A 17,378-nucleotide genomic window follows, 5' to 3' on the forward strand; every position below is an offset into this window, starting at 1 on the left:
GTCATGCGCCGATAAATGTGTAATGCGGAATACAGAGACGGTTCAGAAACCGTCCACATGGGCCGCAAGGGAGCGAAACGGACAGGGCCGCAAGGCCCCGGCAAGAGGCATGGACGGAAACACACAGGTTACACCGGACATTGAAACAATCCAGCCGGCGCACACGCCGTTGCGGGCGCATCTGCGCAATCCGCGCGTTCGCCTGGGCCTCATCGCCGGGCTTGTTCTGCTGGTTCTGCTGGGGCTTGCCCGCTTCATAACGGACCGGGCCGCCTATGTTTCGACCTCCGATGCGCGGATAGCGGCGGACATGATTGCCGTATCGACAGACATATCCGGCAAGATCACGTCCCAACGCGTCTCGGCGGGTGACATGGTGAAAGCTGGCGACATCCTGTACACGATCGACGAGCGGGAAGCCGCCTACACATTGGCCGAATACCAGGCCGAAGCGAACCGGTTGCGGGCACAGATTGCGCGTGAAGAGGCCCGGGTCGGGCTCGCATCATCCAAAGCCGGCAGTGAGGTTGCCGCCAGACGCGCAGGCACGCAGTCTGCGTCTGCCTCGGTTGAAGCGGCCCGCTCCAATCTGGAGACCGCCCAGCGGGATTACGACCGGACCAAGGGCCTGTTCGACCGGGGCCTACTGCCACAAAGCGCGCTGGACCAGTCTCTCAACGCGCTCGACACGGCGCGGCAGGGATTGCTGCGGGCCGAAGCCGACCGTGACAGCGCCCGGGCTGAACAGCGCACGGCATCCATCCAGGGCAAGGAAGTGCGCCTGATCGAATTGGACCTTGGCGTCCTGCGCGCGTCGCTCCAACAGGCCGAGGCCCGCGTCGATGCCCAACGTGTCGTGGTGGAACAGCACACGATCCGTGCGCCCATCGACGGTGTGATCGACGAGCTGTTCTATGACACGGGCGAGCATTCGCTCCGCGGATTCCGGGTGGCGCTGATGCATGACCCGGATGCGGTCTGGGTGTCTGCGAACATCAAGGAAACCGATATCCGCAAGATCGAAACCGGCGCAGACGTGCGTGTGAAGGTCGACAGCCATCCCGGTACGAAGATCACCGGCCATGTCACCCGGATCCACAATGCCACGCTTGCCGAGTCTGCGCTGATGCCGAACCCGAACGCCAATGGCGTGTTCACCAAGATCACCCAGCGCATTACGGTGCGCATCGACCTCGACGATCCGGGTCTGCGCCTGCGGCCGGGCACGATGGTCACGGTCCGCATCCGCAAGCAGGCCGCTGAAGACCCGGCGTGAGTACGGCAGCCGCCACATCCGGAGATATTCCGGTCCATGACATTCCGGACATGGCCGGATCCGCCGTCCGCCGGCGCTTTGCCCAGTTCGGCCCGAATTACCGCTGGATCCTGCTGGGGGCGATGCTCACCGGATCGCTGTCCACCATGCTGGCCGCGACCACGGTGAATGTCGCCTTGCCGGCCATTATCGGCGCTTTCGGCCTCGGGCAGGACCAGGCGCAATGGATGTCCACGGCTTTCCTGGCGTCTTCCACCATCGCCATGCTGGCCAATGCCTGGGCGATGCATACTTACGGGCCGCGGGCGACCTATGTGGCTGGCATGTGTCTGTTCGTTGTCGGCTCGCTGCTGGGATCGGTGTCGACCTCGCTGGAAATGCTGATCCTGTCGCGCGCGCTGCAAGGTGTTTCCGCCGGGCTGCTGCAGCCCATGTCCATGTTCCTGATCTTCCAGACCTTCCCGGACAACCGGCGCGGGACGGCCATGGGCATCTTCTCCATCGGTGTCGTGCTCGCACCGGCTTTCGGCCCGGCGCTGGGCGGGATTGCCGTGGACCTTGCCAGCTGGCGGCTGGTCTTCATCGCGACGCTTCCGCTGGCCTTCGTGGCCCTGAGCGTCGCGCCATTCCTGATGCCGACAGGGGAGGATGCGAACCTGCGCACCCGGCCGCCGCTCGACTGGCAAGGCCTTGGCCTGCTGACGGTTGCGGTTGTCAGCCTGCTGTCGGCCTTCGCCGGCGCGAACCGGGATGGCTGGGATTCTGACATCACTTATCTGAAATTTGCCATCGGCCTGATCGGCGGGGTTTGTTTCGTCATTTGGGAATTGCGGCACCCGTTTCCCGCGCTGAACCCAGCGATCTTCATGTACCGGCAGTTCTGGTCCGCGGGGCTGATCATCTCGGCCACCGGCATTGCGATCTATTCCTCCACCTATCTGATCCCGCTGTTCGTGCAGATGGTGCAGCATTATTCGCCGACGGCAGCCGGCGTGATGATGATCCCGGCAGGCCTGGCCATGGTGGTGGGCTTTCCCATTGCCGGACGGCTGACGGACCGGGTGGATGCGCGTTTCCTGCTGGCTTTCGGCCTTATCAGCTTTGCCACTTCGGCCTACCTGCTGGCAGGGGTTACGGCGCTGACGCCTTACTGGGTGCTGATCGGCTGGATTTTTCTGTCACGCGTAGGCATCAGCTTCTGCATGCCGCCGGCCAACACGACCGCCGTGCGGGCCTCGCCGCCGCACCTTCTGGCCTCGGCGACGGGGGGCGTGTCCTTCCTGATGCAGGTCGGCGGGGCCTTTGGTGTGAACCTGCTGGCGATCCTCCTTCAGCGCCGGCTCATTTTCCATGGCAACCATCTGTCTGTCGCCATGAACGAGAAGAATGCCGAAATGCTCTACCAGCATGCGATCTATGCGCAGGAACTGGAACGGTCGGGCATGGCGGTTCTGCCCGCTTTCCAGAATGCATTTGGCGTGATCGGGCGGCAGGTCTCCGCAGAGGCGCAGGTGCTGGCGTTCCGCGATTGTTTCCACGTAATTTCCATCTGGTTCGTGCTCGTCTTCTTTGCGCTGTTCCTGATGCCGAAGCCGAAACTGGAAGGCGCCGCACCGCCGGCGGCTCGCATGGCGATCAATCCGGACGCGGCATAGGCCGGCGCCTGTCCAACAGGGCAGGGGGCAAGCCTATTCTGCCGTCTCGGGCGCCATTTCGCGCATCCGCTTCAGCGCATTGTCCACGAGGGTGAGCTTACTGCGGTCCGCGGCGGTATTCTTGGCGAGGCTGCGGAAGAGCTCATATTGGGTGATGGCATCGGCGGCATAGCCTGCGGCTGAGTCGTCAATGTTGAATTCATAAGCCGTTTCGGCCGCGTGCGCGTAGAGTGTCGCAGACTCGAAGACGATCGCTTTGCGGGCGTTCGGGCAAGCGGCGGCGAGAAATTCCAGCCGATCGACAGAGCCCATGATGTTGGGCAACTGATCGCCAGTGGAATAATACTGCACAAACGTGTCCTGCCCGATAACATGCCCACGGGCCTCGGCGATGGCCATTTCCGGGCGGTGCCATGGGCAGGGGGACTCCTCGGTTTGTCCTTTGCCGGACATTATGTCGTGAAACAGGCCGCCGGCTTCAAAGACGACGACCATCGGCACCAGCTTGCTTTCCAGAAGCGACGTGCTTTTCGTTCCGGTGAAGACCGTTATGTCGGCGCCGTTCCCCGGTTCGACCGGCATGGTCCAGATCAGATCTCTGTTCAGGTTTTCCCAGGCGGCGTCATAGACATGAAGCGCGTCGATGGCGGCGCTCATCAATTGGAATTGCTGCCCCGGATCGGCGATTTTCTCTGCAAGCCGATAAAAGGAAAGGGCGACGAAATATTGAGTGTACGCATCTTCGGGGCAGGCCGCGGCGTAACTGGTGGTGTAGTTGTAACCGTTGGAAACCTGTTCCATCGTCGTCGCACCCGGCAGGGCTTCGGAGACCTGGTACATCGCCTGCGCCGCATTAACCGGGCAGGCCACCGCTTCTTCCGCCGCAGCGCTAAAGCTGACCGCACCGGCCAGCAGGGCAATGAGCCCGATCTGTTTGAGTGTTTTCATCTCGCGTCCCCTCGAGTTGAGTTTGTTTCTAACGTCCTTCGCGCCGCCACGCCAATAGCAGAAGCAGCACCAGGAAACCTGCCGCAAGAATGCCCGGTAACAGGGCCTGACTTGAAGAAGACCGCACGGCATAGGCGCCGCGTTCGCGCAGGCCCAGCCAGTTGCCGCCCGCCGACAGGCCGCGCTGGCCGGACCGGCGGATATCCGGCAGGCCCGACCCGTCTGCGTTCAGCCGGAACACACCGCCCCCCGTGGCGCGGGCCAGCGGTTGCAGCACTTTGATCGTAGACTGAAGATCAGCATATTCCTTGGGATTGGCGGGGCCATTCAGGGCCACCGTTTCAAGGCCGCCGGCGCGGGCGCGGTACAGTCCCAGCTGGTCAATAGGCGTTTCAGCGGCAAACATGCCGGGGCCGGTTTCCGTCCAGGCCGGCTCGATTGTCTCGCCTTCCGGTGTCTCGATCTGAAGGGGCGGGGCGGTATCCATCAGGCTGCGCAGCTCGACATGCGCCGTGTTCCCTTCGGCCGTGAGTTTCAGGCGCCGCTCTTCGAGTTCCGGTTCCTTCATCAGCCAGTGGACGACCCGGCGGATCATCTCGGCAAACGGGCCACCGCCATCATAGCCGCGTGCCCACAGCCAGATCTGGTCGGACATCAGCATTCCGACGCGGCCCTTGTCGACGCGGTCCAGCACCAGCAGCGGTTTGCCGTCCGGCGCGGCAAGAACCGTATCGCCCGTTTCGGCGGTCGATTCGATATAGCGCATCCAGCCGCCCCATTTGCGCCCTTCCAGCGGGGCGGTGACGGCGTGGCGTTTACCCGCTTCCGTGAGCATGGGAACGAACTCGCCCGTCCGCACAACACCGGTCGGTGCCGCGGGCAGGACAGAGGCAAGCGGTGACCGGGCGAGGCTGGCCGGACCGGCAAAATCCTCGCCAGCTGCAATCAGCAGCGCGCCGCCCTCCGTGACATAGCGCGCCATGTTGGCGAGGTAGGTCTGCGTGATCACGCCCCGGCGCTCATACTGGTCGAAGATGATGAGATCGAATTCCTTCAGCTTCGCTTCGAACAGTTCTTCGGTCGGGAAGGCAATCAGCGCCAGCTCATCCTCGGTGGCATTGTCGCTCTTGTAAGGGGGGCGGAGAATTGTGAAGTGGACGAGGTCCACGGACGGGTCGGATTTCAGCAGGTCCCGCCAGGTGCGGCCTGCCTGGTTCGGCTTGCCGGTCACCAGCAGGACGCGGAGCCGGTCGCGCACACCGGCAAGACTCGCGGCGGTGCGGTTGTTCGCCATTGTCAGCTCCTGCCGTCCGGGCGGGGCTTCGACCACGACGATATTTTCGCCGCGCCGTTCGATCTTGATCGGCAGTGGGGTTGGTTCACCGGCTGTCACCCGCACGCGCTCCGGGATCCCGCCATTGACGGAGACGTCGAGATCGATCTCCCCGCCATCCGGGTCTTCCACCTTTACGATGAGGTCGGCCGTTTCGCCGACGATGCCGAAGCTGGGCGCTTCGACCAGCTCCACCCGGCGGTCACCCCGGTCCGGATCGCCAACGATCAGGCCGTGAACCGGACCGATCACACCTTCGGCGTCGGGTTTCTCCGGCACATCGTGCACCTGGCCGTCGGTGATCAGGATCGCCCCGGCGATCCGGTCACGCGGCACATCGGCCATCAGGCCTTCCAGCGCGCTATAGAGATGCGAGCCGTCATCATTCGGATCGCTTTCCAGCACGCGGACTTCAAGGCTCGGGTCTTCGGCCAGCCGGGCCTGCACCTCATCATAGGCCTTGCGGGCCGCTTCTGCCCGGTCACCGATGTCCATGCTTTCGGACCGGTCCAGAACGACAGCCGCCACGGACGGCAGGGGTTCGCGTTCCTCGTGCACAAGGCTGGGGTTTGACAGAGCTGCGGCCAGGAGTGTCAGGCCAAGCCCTCGGGTCAGCCAGGCACGGCCGCGCAGGAAAACATAAGCCAGCCAAGCCAGGGCAGCCACGGCAACAACTGCCCAGAGGACGGGCCAGCCGAGAAAGGGATCGAACCCGATGCGGACGGCTTCGATCATTGCGGCACCCCATTCGGCAGGAATTGCGGGACGTCGTTCTCGCGCGTGTTGTTGGGCGGACGCGGACCGGGACCGAAGGCGCCGCCATCGGCGTCCCCTTCGCCGAGACGCTCCAGCAGGGCTGGCAGGTGAACCTGGTCGTCCTTGTAGCTGCCCGTCAGGATATACATCACGAGATTGACGCCGAAGCGCCGGGCCATTTCCCGCTGGTCTGCGCCGCCATCCACGGAATAGAGGTCACGCCCCCGGTCGTCGATCGCCCAGGCGGAAATCCAGTCGGCATCGCCGATGAAGAGACCGGAAACACCATCCCCACGCGGCGCCGAAGCAGATCCGGCCTGTTCGATCCAGAGCTGGCGATCGGCATAGCGGCCGGGAAAGCCGTCCAGCAGGTAAAAGGACCGGGTCAGGACATGGCCTGAAGGAACCGGCTGTAATGGCGGGGCGTCCAGGCCTTCAAGCAGGCTTTCCAGACGGGTGATCTCGGTTGACCCGGGCGTATCGCCGTCCCGCGTGTCGATAACCAGCGCGCCGCCGGAACGGAGATAGGCGTTCAGCCGTGCAATGGCTTTCTCGGACAAAGGGGCGGCGCCTTGGGGCACGGCAAAATAGATGAGCGGATAAAGTTCCAGCGGGCTGGTTTCGAGGTCCAGTTCATCGGGCGCTTCCGGTTCGACGGAGGTGCGGTTGTACAGGGTTGTTGCCAGGCCGAAGAGACCGGCGCGCGCCCGCTCGTTTATGGCGACATCCGGCGTCTTCACATAGCCGAACCGCATCAGCAGGGCGGCATCGACGTCCGATTGCGGCGCCTTGCCTTTCGGTAGCGGGATGATTGTCGGCCCGGTCGCGATCCGGCGGTAAGTTCCGTCCTGCATCAGACGATACTGGTATTCCTGCGCATTGGCGCCGGGGGAGGGCGCGAGGAACGTGGCTGCCAGCAGGACGACCGCCGCCGTGCCGGTCTTGCGGCCAATGCGCGGCAGATGGCCGGCAACAAGCAGGGCAATGAACAGGTCCAGCGCGAGGAGGAAGGCTGCGAATGTCAGCAGCGGCCCGGCAAGGCGCATCGCACGGGCTTCGGCATCGCCCAGCAGGCGGGCGGCAGGCGGCCAAGTCTGGATCAAGGTGGGCGTCGCCTTGCGGGCTGCATTCAGCGCGCGGGTGCCGCCCGGGCCCTGATAGAGTCCCGGCGGGTGCGCTTCGGACGGCTCAACCGTTGCGAAGTCCGCCGCCTTGAGCGGCGCGGCCGCCGGGCCGGGCGATTGCAGCCGTCCGTACCCGTCCAGAACCAGTTTCGGGGAATAGGCGCCTTCTTCAGCATTGACGGACTCGCCCCGGCCTGCCGCGATGCAGCGCCGCAACATTTGCGGGAAGAGGTCGGAATAGGCGAGGTTCGCCCAGTCCGGTCCGGCCGTGATGTGGAACAGGATGATCATGCCGGAGCCACGCGCATCAGCCGTCACCAGCGGGGACCCGTCCGCGAGGCGGGCCCAGGTGTGGCTTGAAAGCTCTGGCCCTGGCCGCGCGAGCACTTGCTGGGTGATCCGCACATCCGGCGGGACGTTCAGACCGTCGAAGGGAGAGGTTTCTGCAAACGGGGCAAGGGCCTGCGGTTCGTCCCAGGCGAGGGCGCCGCCAAGCGCACGGGAGGCCCGGCGGAGTGGAACCGGCAGCAGGTCGTCGCCCTGCGCAGCCAGGCGCGGTCCGGCGAACCGGATCAGCGCGCCGCCGCTTTCCACCCAGTCCGCCAGACGCTTTTCGTCTTCCGGCAGGATCTGTCCGACATCGGTGAGGATGATGGCATCGGGCGACTCTGCAACAAGCGTTTCCACCGTGCCTTCCGTGATCGACGCAAAGGGTTCCAGAGCCTTGCGGACATAGTGCATGTCCGAGAGCAGCGGCTGGGCGATGGCGCCGGCATCGACAAGCCCGACCCGCCGGGACCGGTCTGAGGAATCCCACAGCCAGACCGTGCCGGCGCCCTGCCGGCCGGTAACCGTGAAACGGGCGATGCGGGCCAGCGCCGCTGCGGGGATCGTGAAGTCGGCGGCCGCTTCATTCTCTCCATCTGGAAAGGTTGCCTCGGATGTGGCCAGCGCAGAGCCATCGAGCGTCAGAGCCGAGACATAGGCGCTTTCTTCTCCGCGCGCTTCGAGGCGGCGGAGCGTGACAGAGACCGAGTCGGTTTCAGAGTTCAGCTTCGTAATCGCCGCCGGGGTGTGAGGCGGGGCCGCAAAGACCGTGAGCGGGGCGCGGGCGGAAAGGTCCGCGGCGAAAGCCCGCCCGCCATTGTTTTCCAGCCCGTCGCTGGCCCAGAAGATACGGCCGGGTTTCAGGCCGGAGTCGTCCAGGCGGGTGATGGCATCGGCGCGGTCCGTATTCCAGGCTTGCGGCCGCAGGGATGAGATCCGCTTGGCCGCATCGGCGGTGCTGAGCCGTTCGGACGGGTCGCTGTTCAGTTGTTGCGGCGCGGTCAGCAGCAAGTGGACCGGCATGTCGCGGCTGCCGGTGTCCAGCGTGGCGGTCGCGGCATTGACCAGTTCGCTCCAGCGCGGAGCCGATGGCCACCCATTGTCGATCACGATCAGGAGCGGGCCGGATCCTTCCACGGACTCTGTCTTTGCGCCGGGCGCGTAGACCGGCTGGGACAGGCCGACGATGGCGGCGGTGACCGCCAGGGTCCGGATCAGCCAGACCCACCAGGGCGTGCGGGCCGGGGTTTCTTCCTTCGGCTCCATCCCTTCGAGAATACGCATGGATGGCAGTTCGACGTCCTTCGGAGCAGGCGGCGTCGCGCGCAGGATCCACCAGATCACCGGCAGGGCGATCAGGGCGGCCAGCGCCCAGGGCGCGCCGAACAGGAAAGGGCCGAGCGCGGTCATAGCTTCGCCCCGAAGCTTTCAAGTTGGGCCTTCAGGCGGGCGGCGCTTTGCAGCAGGGGCTGGCCGGAAACATGGGAGACGAAGCGCCAGCCCATCCGGTTCGTCAGCTCACTGAGCGCGTCGCGCTGGGCCGCGAACCGTTGGTGGTATTCCTCGCGGATCGTCTCGGCCCGGCCGAAGATGCGGGAGAGCGCCGCCCCCGGCCGGTGAAGTTTCACACGGCCCTCGAACGGGAAGTCCACTTCGATGGGAGAGGAGACGGCCAAAAGGATGCCTTCCGGGCATTTGCCTGCCAGCGGTGCCAGCCGCGCCCGCCATTCCGGGATCGGATCATAGAAATCGGAGGCGACAATGAGTGTGGCTGAACTGCGCGGCGGGGCAGGAAAATTGCCGCCGGTGCCGCGGCCGAGTTCTTCGGAAAGCCGGTCCACCGCCCGTTTGCCGAAGCTTGCGCCGCGCCCGCCGCCGAGGGCGCCGATCCGCTCGCCATCCTTCGACAGCATGATCGCAAGCGACAGCATCAGGACGGTCGCTTCCTCGGCTTTAGTGCGCAGGTCATCCTTGGCTTTCCAACGGAAGCCCGGATCGTCGTCACACCAGAAGAGGACTGTGCGGGCGGTCTCAAGTTCGGTCTCGCGGACGAACAGGTCGTGGCCCTTGGCGGAGCGGCGCCAGTCGACCCGGTCGGCGGCGTCTTCCTGCGCATAGCGCCGGTATTGCCAGAAATGCTCGCCCGTGCCGGGGCGGCGCCGGCCGGCCGAGCCGATATGCGCCGCTTCGCTGGCCTCGGCCTTGAAGTTCAGGCCGGGCAGCTGGCGGGCAAGGGCTTCGGCTTCGGCACGAAGATCGGCAGCGGGAGTCATCGGGCTGCGCTACGCCACCTTCCGCGCGAGGTCGTTGATGAGTTCGGCAAGGCCGGGCGCTTCGCCGGTCGGGTCGTAGCGCATCGCCATGCGGTGCCCGAGGCAGGGTTCGGCGAGCGCTTCGACGTCTTCGAGGCTCGGCGCGAACCGGCCGCGAAGGAGGGCGCGGGAGCGGGCGGCCAGCATCAGCGCCTGTCCGGCGCGCGGGGAAGGGCCCCAGTCGACGAGGCGTTTCACATGCGGGTCGGAGGTCTGCTCCGGCCGCGCCTCGCGCACAAGGTCCAGGATCGCCGAGACGATCTTCTCGCCGACCGGCATTTTCCGGACGAGGGCCTGCAGCGCCATCAGGCGTTCGGCATCAAGCGCCGGACGCACGGTCTGGTCGGCGCCGCCAGTCGTCTCGATCAGGATGCGGCGCTCGGTGTCGAGGTCCGGATAGTTGACGTCCACTTTCAGAAGGAAGCGGTCGAGCTGGGCTTCGGGCAGCGGATAGGTGCCTTCCTGCTCGATCGGGTTCTGGGTGGCGAGCACATGGAAAGGCGCGGGCAAGTCATGCCGGACACCTGCCACAGTCACATGGCGTTCCTGCATGGCCTGCAGAAGCGCAGACTGAGTCCGCGGGGAGGCGCGGTTGATCTCGTCCGCCATCAGGAGCTGGGTGAAGATGGGGCCGCGCAGGAAGCGGAAACTCCGCTGGCCGCCGGCGCTCTCATCCAGAACTTCAGAGCCGAGGATATCCGACGGCATCAGGTCCGGCGTGAACTGGATGCGCTGATTGGTCAGGCCAAGCGCAGTGCCCATCGCCTCGACAAGGCGCGTCTTGGCAAGACCCGGCGCCCCGATCAGAAGGGCATGGCCACCCGCCAGAACAGCGGCCAGCGACAGCTCCACCACGCGCTCCTGGCCGAACACGGCCTTGGCGATTTCGGCTTTCACCTGTTGCAGGGTTTCGGCGGCGGCCTCGGCATCGGCGACAATCGCCTCGGCAGTCACATCAGTATCAGCCATATTCTAAAAGCGTCTCCGGGTTTGCGTCATGTGCAATCAGACCTATTTGTAAGGCCTCTTCAAGGCGGAGGAAGGTGTGACATCCAGTTCAACAACCACAATCAGCCTTGAAGAAACGCTGAAGTCCATTCTGCCCGAGGGCAAGCTGGATGGAAAGCTGCCGCCTGTGCATCTCTGGAACCCGGAGCACAGCGCCGATATCGGTATGGAGATTCGGGCTGACGGCGCCTGGTGGCATGATGGATCCCGCATTAACCGTGAGCGTCTCGTAAAGCTCTTTTCCCGCATCCTGCGCAAGGATGAGGACGGGCAGACCTGGCTGGTCACGCCCTACGAAAAAGTGATCGTGAAGGTCGAGGACGCCCCCTTCCTGGCCGTCCGGGTTGACCGTGTCGGCGAGCCGGGCCGGGATCAGACGCTGGCCTTCCTGACCAATCTGGACGACATCACCCTTGCCGGTCCGGAGGCGCCGGTCCGCGTCGAGACCGACCCGGACACGGGCGAGCCGTCTCCCTATGTGCTGGTGCGCGGGCGCCTCGAAGCGAAACTGACGCGCGCGGCATTTTACGAGCTTGTCGAAATGGCTGAACCGTCACCGGAGGACCCTGACATTCTGGGTGTCTGGAGCCAGGGAAGATTCTTTCCCATCGGCCCGGCGGCCTGAGGATAACGGGATGTCCTGGCAAGGCCTTGAAGACTTCATCGCGCGCGTCGAAACGCGGCTCGACCCGCCGGTCGGCAATGGCCGGCTGGGGGAGACGGGCGACATGGATTTCCTGTCGCCGGAGGAAGTGGCGATTATCCGCCCCGCGGCGGTGCTGGTTGGCGTCATCCCGCGCGTGTCCGGGGCCACGACTCTGTTGACGGTGCGGCCGACCACCATGGCCGATCATGCCGGACAGGTCGCGTTTCCCGGCGGCAAGGTGGACCCGATCGATCTCGACGAAGTGGCCGCCGCCTTGCGCGAATCGGAAGAGGAAGTCGGCGTCGGGCCGGACGATGTGGAAGTCCTCGGCAAGGCTGCGCCTTATGTGACCGGCACGCGTTACCGCATCACGCCGGTCGTTGGCTTGCTGCCAGCGGACTTCCAGCCTGTGCCCGACCCGACCGAAGTGGCCGACGTATTCGAAACCCCGCTCGACTTCCTGATGGACGCCCGCAACCACCGGGTGGGGGAGGCCATCTACCGGGGCAAGCCGCGCCGCTATTACGAGATGCCGCATAATGGCTACCGCATCTGGGGCGTGACAGCGGGAATTATCCAGAGGCTCTACGAAACGCTCTACGAAGCGTAAGGCATTCATGTGTTAAGGGTTTCGCGGATTTCAGCATCTGCCTATCCTGAACATCATCATTAGAGAGGAACCGGAACATTGGCCGGACGGATACTCTTCGAACTCTTTTTCTTCTCGATCCCGTTCATGGTGTTCGGGCTCTACGTGCTGGCCACAACGACCGCCGAGCATGAGGGGCGACGGCAATGGCCGGTCAACATGCTGTTCCTGATCGGTCTCGGCCTCGCTGTCGTGGGCTTTTTCGCCATGACCTTCCTGGAAAAGCGCCAGCCGGAAATGTGCCAGAAGCCGACCCGCTATGTGGACGGCAAGCTGGTGCCGGGTGAGCTCTACCCGTGTGAGCACGATCTCAAGGATGCCGGACGGGCGGGGAGTGACGACCCCGGCGGCACGGTCGAATTGCCCGCCGCCGGGACGGACACCACGGGCGATGGCACAGACTGAACGGATCGAAGCGGACTGGCTGACTGCGCCCGGCACACAAGCCGTGATGGCGGCGCTGGAGGCGGCGCGCCCCGATGGCTCGCGTTTCGTGGGCGGCTGCGTGCGCAATACGCTGCGCGGCATTCCCGCGGATGATGTCGACATCGCAACCCAGATCCTGCCGGAAAACGTCCTGAACGCCATGAAAGTGGCGGGCATCCGCGCCCTGCCGACCGGGATCGAGCATGGCACAGTCACAGCGATCATCGACGGTGAACCCTTCGAGATCACCAGCCTGCGCCGGGATGTGGAGACCGATGGCCGCCGCGCCGTCGTCGCCTTTACGGAAGATTGGGCAGAGGATGCCCAGCGGCGGGACTTCCGGCTCAACGCCATCTATGCCGGGCCGGATGGGACTCTGCATGAAGTTGTCCCCGGCAGCATTGAGGATGCGCTGTCTGGCCGGGTGATTTTCATTGGCGATGGCGACCAGCGCCTGAAGGAAGACTATCTGCGTATCCTGCGCTTCTTCCGTTTCAATGCCTGGTATGGCGCCGAAGTGGATGCGGAAGGGCTGGCCGCCTGTACCCGGCAGAAGGATGGCCTCGCCAAAATCGCGCGCGAGCGGATCTGGAAAGAGTTGAAACGCCTGTTGGAGGCGCCCGACCCGTCCGATGCCATGCTGGCCATGGAAGAGAGCGGCGTGTTGGCGGCTATTCTTCCGGAAGCTTCGGCCGGGGCCTTGCCGGCGCTGGTCGCGGCCGAGCACGCGGCCGGCCTCGCGCCGGATTCGCTGCAGCGGCTGATGGCACTGCTGCCGCGCCGTCTGAGGGAGGTCCGTGAAGTGGGCCGCATCCTGCGCCTTTCGAATGCCGAGCAGGACAGGCTGGCCGCCTGGGCCGATCCGGCGCTCGGCCATGTGGAAACGCTGAGCCCGGCAGAACTGGCGGAAGCCTTCTACCGGCATGGCGCCGAAGCGGTTTGCGACCGGGCGCTGGTGGAAGCGGCTGGCGGGGCAGGGGACGGCCTGAAGCTTGTGCTGGCCGCCGCCGCACGTTGGTCACGGCCGCAGCTTCCTGTTGGCGGAGCGGATGCATTGGCGGCGGGCTTGTCCGGGCCGGCTGTGGGCAAGGCGCTGGCGCAGGCAGAGGAAGCGTGGATTGCCTCCGGCTTCACGCTGCCGCGCAAGGCGCTGCTGGCCCGGCTCAGCCAGCCGGATTAGCGGACCAGATATAAAGGTTCAGATAGCCGGCGAAGGTGACCCAGACCAGATAGGGCAGCTGCAGCCAGGCGGCGGGCTTCGAGATGCGGGAAAATTCTCCCATCATGGCCAGGATCAATAGCCAGAGCGCCGCCAACACGCCGAGGGATAGCGGAACCTGCTTCAGGCCGAAGAAAAACAGGCTCCAGCCGATATTCACCATCAGCATGGCGAAATAGATGCCGAGTGCCCGGCTGGCGGCATTGGAACTTCCGGCCCGCCAGAGAACGAGCAAGGCGCTCAGCGTCATCAGGGAGAACAGGCTCGGCCAGACGATCCCGAACACCCAGTCCGGTGGCGTGAGGGAAGATTTGTCGAGCTGCGAGTACCAGGGTTCTTTGCCAGACCGGGTGACAATTCCGCCCATAGCGCCGGCCAGAGCCGTCGCCAGCACCAGCACCAGGCTGGCACCCCAGGGAGGGGCCCGGCTGTTATCCACCATCAGGTCTGAGAGTATATCGGGAATTTACCAAGCCGTCTGCGGCGTACTCCAAGCGCGGGAATCCTGGCCCGCTGAGGTGGACGGGGTGACCGCGGATCGGGCGCGAATGCCGGAATTACGGGCCGGTCAGGGCCATTTCACGACAGGTGGCATCGACGAGAGGATGCTGGTGACATTGCCGCCGGTCTTCAGGCCGAAGGTCGTACCGCGGTCGTACAGCAGATTGAACTCCACATAGCGGCCGCGCTGGATCAGCTGTTCCTCCCGCTCGGCTTCGTTCCAGGCATGCTGGAAGCGCTTGCGGACGAGGTCCGGATAGATGTCAGCGAATTGTTTGCCGACTTCCCGTGTGAAGGCGAAGTCTGCGTCCCAGTCACCGCTGTTGAAGCGGTCGTAAAAAATGCCGCCCGTGCCGCGCGGCTCGTCCCGGTGGGGCAGGTTGAAGTAAGTGTCGCAGGTTTCCTTCATCTGCGCATAGTCAGCGCCGGGGTGAATATCGCAGGCCGCTTTCATGGCGGCGTGGAATTCCACAGAATCTTCGAAGGCCTGATCGCGCTGGTAGGCGAGAAGGGGATTGAGGTCTCCGCCGCCACCGAACCAGCTCTGACTGGTCACCAGCATGCGTGTATTCATGTGAGCGGCGGGCACATGCGGATTGCGCGGGTGGGCAATAAGCGAGAGGCCAGATGCCCAGAATCGTCCATCTGACTGGTCTGCGCCGGGGATTTGTGCAGCGAAGCCTTCAGAAAAAGTGCCGTGAACCTCTGAAAAATGGACACCAACCTTCTCGAACACCTTGCCGCGCATCAGGCCCATGCGTCCGCCGCCAAGATCTTCGGTGCCGTCGCCGCGTTTCCATTCCGTCAGGTCGAATTTGCCCGGATCGCCCCGGTACAAGGGCGGTTCGGCCGCGAGTTCGATGGCTTCGAAGCGGCTGCAGATGTCTTCCTGAAGGGCGCGGAACCAGTCCCGCGCGCGCATTTTCTGGGTATCGAGGTCGGTGATCGTCATGGGCTTTGTCTTGCGGCCTAAGCTGCACAGCTTGCAAGCCCCCTGTTGTCACAGGGCTCAAGTCAGGATAACGCCCTTTTTCAGTGTATCTCAGGGGGCTGGCCCCGCGCCCACTTGCCGCAATGTGCGAGAGGGCGGGGTTCTGTAATTAGGGGCCAGAACTCTGCCTGTTGAGGACGGGAAAAGCGTGACCGATCAGACATCACTTGAGCACGGCGGTGCCGTTGACGAGGACCGCCGCAATTTTATTCACATCGCGACGGGAGCTGCGGCTTTCGGCGGTGCTGCCATGTTCGCCTGGGTCGCTGTCGACCAGTGGAACCCGGCAGCCGATACCAAGGCCGCATCGGCCCTGGACGTCGATATCTCCAAAGTCCCGCTGGGCAGCGAAATTCGCGTGCTCATCGGCGGCAAGCCATTCTTCATCCGACACCGCACGCCGGCAGAGATTGCTGCCGCTGAAGCGGTGGACGTCAAAACCCTGCGTGACCCGCAGACGGATGACGAGCGCCTGCGCCCGATGCAGAACGGCGAGCTTAACCGCGCCATCCTGATCACATCAGGCGCCTGTACGCACCTTGGCTGCGTGCCCGTCGGGCCGGCTCAGGGCAATACAGGCGAATATGGCGGCTGGTACTGCCCTTGCCACGGTTCGGAATACGATACGTCCGGCCGCATCCGCAAAGGCCCTGCGCCTCTCAATCTCCCGGTTCCGAACTACACCTATGTGTCGGACACCGTGGTCAACATCTCGCTGTAAGGACGGTAGGACATGAGCGGACACGAATCCTCCTACACCCCGACCAACGGGTTTACCCGCTGGCTCGATTCGCGCTTGCCGATCATCCGGTTTGCCCAGGACACGGCGATCAATTTCCCGACCCCGAAGAACCTGAACTACTGGTACACGTTCGGTGGCATTCTGGCGGTCTGCCTTGCTGTGCAGATCATCACCGGCATCATTCTGGCCATGCACTATGAAGCCAGCGTCGACGGCGCTTTTGCTTCGGTCGAGCGCATCATGCGCGATGTGCCTTATGGCTGGCTGCTTCGTTACATCCACGCCAACGGCGCTTCGATGTTCTTCCTCGCGGTCTATATCCACATGTTCCGCGGTCTCTATTACGGATCATACAAAGCGCCCCGCGAGATTCTCTGGATCCTCGGTTGCGTGATCTACCTTCTGATGATGGCCACGGCCTTCCTCGGCTACATGCTGCCATGGGGCCAGATGTCCTTCCACGGCGCCAACGTGATCACCGGCCTGTTCGGTGCGATCCCGCTGATCGGCGAAAGCCTGCAGACCTGGATCCTTGGCGGACCGTCGATCGGTAACCAGACGCTGCAGCGCTTCTTCTCGCTGCACTATCTGCTGCCGTTCATGATTGCCGCTGTCGTGATCCTGCACATCTGGGCGCTGCACGTGCCGGGCAACAACAACCCGACCGGTGTTGAAGTTCAGGATGTCGAGAAGGAAACTGTTCCGTTCCACCCGTACTATACGGTCAAGGACGCCTTCGCGATCGTCATCTTCCTCATCATGTTCGCTGTGTTCGTCTTCTACGCGCCGAACGTTCTGGGCCACGCTGACAACTATATCGAAGCCAACCCGCTGGTGACGCCTGCGCACATCGTGCCGGAATGGTACCTGCTGCCGTTCTACGCCATCCTGCGCGCCATCACCTTCGATCTCGGCCCGATCCCGGCCAAGCTGCTCGGCGTGATCTTCATGTTCGCAGCGATCGCCGTTCTGTTCGTGCTGCCATGGCTCGACACGTCGAAAGTGAAGTCCATGCGCTACCGTCCGGTGGCCAAGCAGTTCTTCTTCGGTTTCGTGGCGACCTGCATGTTGCTCGGCTGGTGCGGTGCATCCGTGCCGACAGATCCGGTGATCAAGGCGCTTCAGGGCGAGCCGACACTGGTTGTGAGCTATACCGAGAACGGTTCGGAAGTGACGAGCGAGTACAAAGGCGGCGGTGAAGCCTATGAAGACGCGAAAAGCTTCATGGAAACGCTGCCGGCCGATGCCAGCCCGTCGCTGTCGGCCGTGCCGGCACCGACCTTCCAGTTCAAGCATCTCTCGCTGATCCTGACCTTCTGCTACTTCGGCTACTTCATCATCCTGTTCTTCATCGGTCTGACCGAGAAGCCGAAAGACGTGCCGGAATCCATCCACAAATCGATCCTGAAACGCCACAAGGCGTCGACGGCGACCGCCATTCCGGCGGAATAGGGAGCCAGGGGAA

15 protein-coding genes are annotated in these 17,378 nt (G+C 64.1%); 8 read left to right on the forward strand and 7 right to left on the reverse strand.

From position 1 onward, the window contains the following. Window positions 1–109 precede the first annotated feature (109 nt). Window positions 110–1,276 carry an HlyD family secretion protein gene (locus HAD_RS06775; RefSeq protein WP_035570136.1) on the forward strand — a complete coding sequence of 389 codons (1,167 nt, stop codon included), beginning with the start codon at window positions 110–112 and terminating at the stop codon, window positions 1,274–1,276. Then, window positions 1,273–2,931, forward strand: coding sequence for a DHA2 family efflux MFS transporter permease subunit (locus tag HAD_RS06780; protein WP_241765313.1), 1,659 nt, complete (start codon window positions 1,273–1,275; stop codon window positions 2,929–2,931). Before HAD_RS06775 ends, HAD_RS06780 begins: the two co-directional genes overlap by 4 nt. Before the next feature lie 33 nt (window positions 2,932–2,964). Here HAD_RS06780 and HAD_RS06785 read toward each other — a convergent pair whose 3' ends face one another. From HAD_RS06785 to HAD_RS06805, 5 genes are read right to left on the reverse strand one after another with little or no spacing between them, the layout of a single operon-like run. Beyond that, the gene (locus HAD_RS06785; RefSeq protein ID WP_035570137.1) at window positions 2,965–3,879 is read right to left on the reverse strand and encodes a hypothetical protein; all 915 of its coding nucleotides are present in this window, start codon (window positions 3,877–3,879) and stop codon (window positions 2,965–2,967) included. Between the two features lie 28 nt (window positions 3,880–3,907). Next, window positions 3,908–5,947, reverse strand: coding sequence for a hypothetical protein (locus tag HAD_RS06790; protein ID WP_035570138.1), 2,040 nt, complete (start codon window positions 5,945–5,947; stop codon window positions 3,908–3,910). Then, window positions 5,944–8,829 (reverse strand): DUF4159 domain-containing protein, encoded by a 2,886-nt coding sequence (locus HAD_RS06795; RefSeq protein WP_084331805.1) that lies wholly within the window; start codon window positions 8,827–8,829, stop codon window positions 5,944–5,946. The genes HAD_RS06790 and HAD_RS06795 overlap by 4 nt, the downstream gene beginning before the upstream one ends. Further along, window positions 8,826–9,692 (reverse strand): DUF58 domain-containing protein, encoded by an 867-nt coding sequence (locus tag HAD_RS06800; protein ID WP_035570139.1) that lies wholly within the window; start codon window positions 9,690–9,692, stop codon window positions 8,826–8,828. Before HAD_RS06800 ends, HAD_RS06795 begins: the two co-directional genes overlap by 4 nt. 9 nt (window positions 9,693–9,701) lie before the next feature. After that, window positions 9,702–10,700: an AAA family ATPase gene (locus tag HAD_RS06805; protein WP_035570140.1), complete on the reverse strand. Its 999-nt coding sequence runs from the start codon at window positions 10,698–10,700 to the stop codon at window positions 9,702–9,704. Between the two features lie 76 nt (window positions 10,701–10,776). Between HAD_RS06805 and HAD_RS06810 the strand changes: the two genes are divergently transcribed. The 4 genes from HAD_RS06810 to HAD_RS06825 all read left to right on the forward strand — a co-directional run bounded on the left by HAD_RS06810 (window position 10,777) and on the right by HAD_RS06825 (window position 13,640). Then, complete coding sequence (locus HAD_RS06810; protein ID WP_241765314.1) at window positions 10,777–11,364, forward strand: DUF1285 domain-containing protein; 588 nt, start codon at window positions 10,777–10,779, stop codon at window positions 11,362–11,364. Window positions 11,365–11,374: 10 nt separating this feature from the next. Further along, entirely contained in the window at window positions 11,375–11,995 is a 621-nt protein-coding gene (locus tag HAD_RS06815; protein ID WP_035570141.1) for a CoA pyrophosphatase, read from the forward strand. 78 nt (window positions 11,996–12,073) lie between these two features. Next, complete coding sequence (locus HAD_RS06820; protein ID WP_035570142.1) at window positions 12,074–12,439, forward strand: DUF6111 family protein; 366 nt, start codon at window positions 12,074–12,076, stop codon at window positions 12,437–12,439. Next, complete coding sequence (locus HAD_RS06825; RefSeq protein WP_035570143.1) at window positions 12,426–13,640, forward strand: CCA tRNA nucleotidyltransferase; 1,215 nt, start codon at window positions 12,426–12,428, stop codon at window positions 13,638–13,640. The genes HAD_RS06820 and HAD_RS06825 overlap by 14 nt, the downstream gene beginning before the upstream one ends. Here the strand turns inward: HAD_RS06825 and HAD_RS06830 are convergent. Together HAD_RS06830 and hemF are read right to left on the reverse strand one after the other, a co-directional pair. Further along, entirely contained in the window at window positions 13,624–14,121 is a 498-nt protein-coding gene (locus tag HAD_RS06830) for a TspO/MBR family protein (RefSeq protein ID WP_051595993.1), read from the reverse strand. The two genes, HAD_RS06825 and HAD_RS06830, sit on opposite strands and share 17 nt — an antisense overlap. A 126-nt stretch (window positions 14,122–14,247) precedes the next feature. Further along, complete coding sequence (gene hemF, locus HAD_RS06835) at window positions 14,248–15,132, reverse strand: oxygen-dependent coproporphyrinogen oxidase (protein ID WP_035570144.1); 885 nt, start codon at window positions 15,130–15,132, stop codon at window positions 14,248–14,250. A gap of 187 nt (window positions 15,133–15,319) precedes the next feature. Here hemF and petA point away from each other — a divergent pair, with 187 nt between their 5' ends. Both petA and HAD_RS06845 read left to right on the forward strand, forming a co-directional pair. Further along, window positions 15,320–15,892, forward strand: coding sequence for a ubiquinol-cytochrome c reductase iron-sulfur subunit (gene petA / locus HAD_RS06840; protein ID WP_035570145.1), 573 nt, complete (start codon window positions 15,320–15,322; stop codon window positions 15,890–15,892). 12 nt (window positions 15,893–15,904) lie between these two features. Continuing rightward, entirely contained in the window at window positions 15,905–17,365 is a 1,461-nt protein-coding gene (locus HAD_RS06845; protein WP_035570146.1) for a cytochrome b, read from the forward strand. Window positions 17,366–17,378: the final 13 nt, after the last annotated feature.

This window comes from Hyphomonas adhaerens MHS-3, from assembly GCF_000685235.1.
Classification (GTDB): Bacteria; Pseudomonadota; Alphaproteobacteria; order Caulobacterales; family Hyphomonadaceae; genus Hyphomonas; species Hyphomonas adhaerens.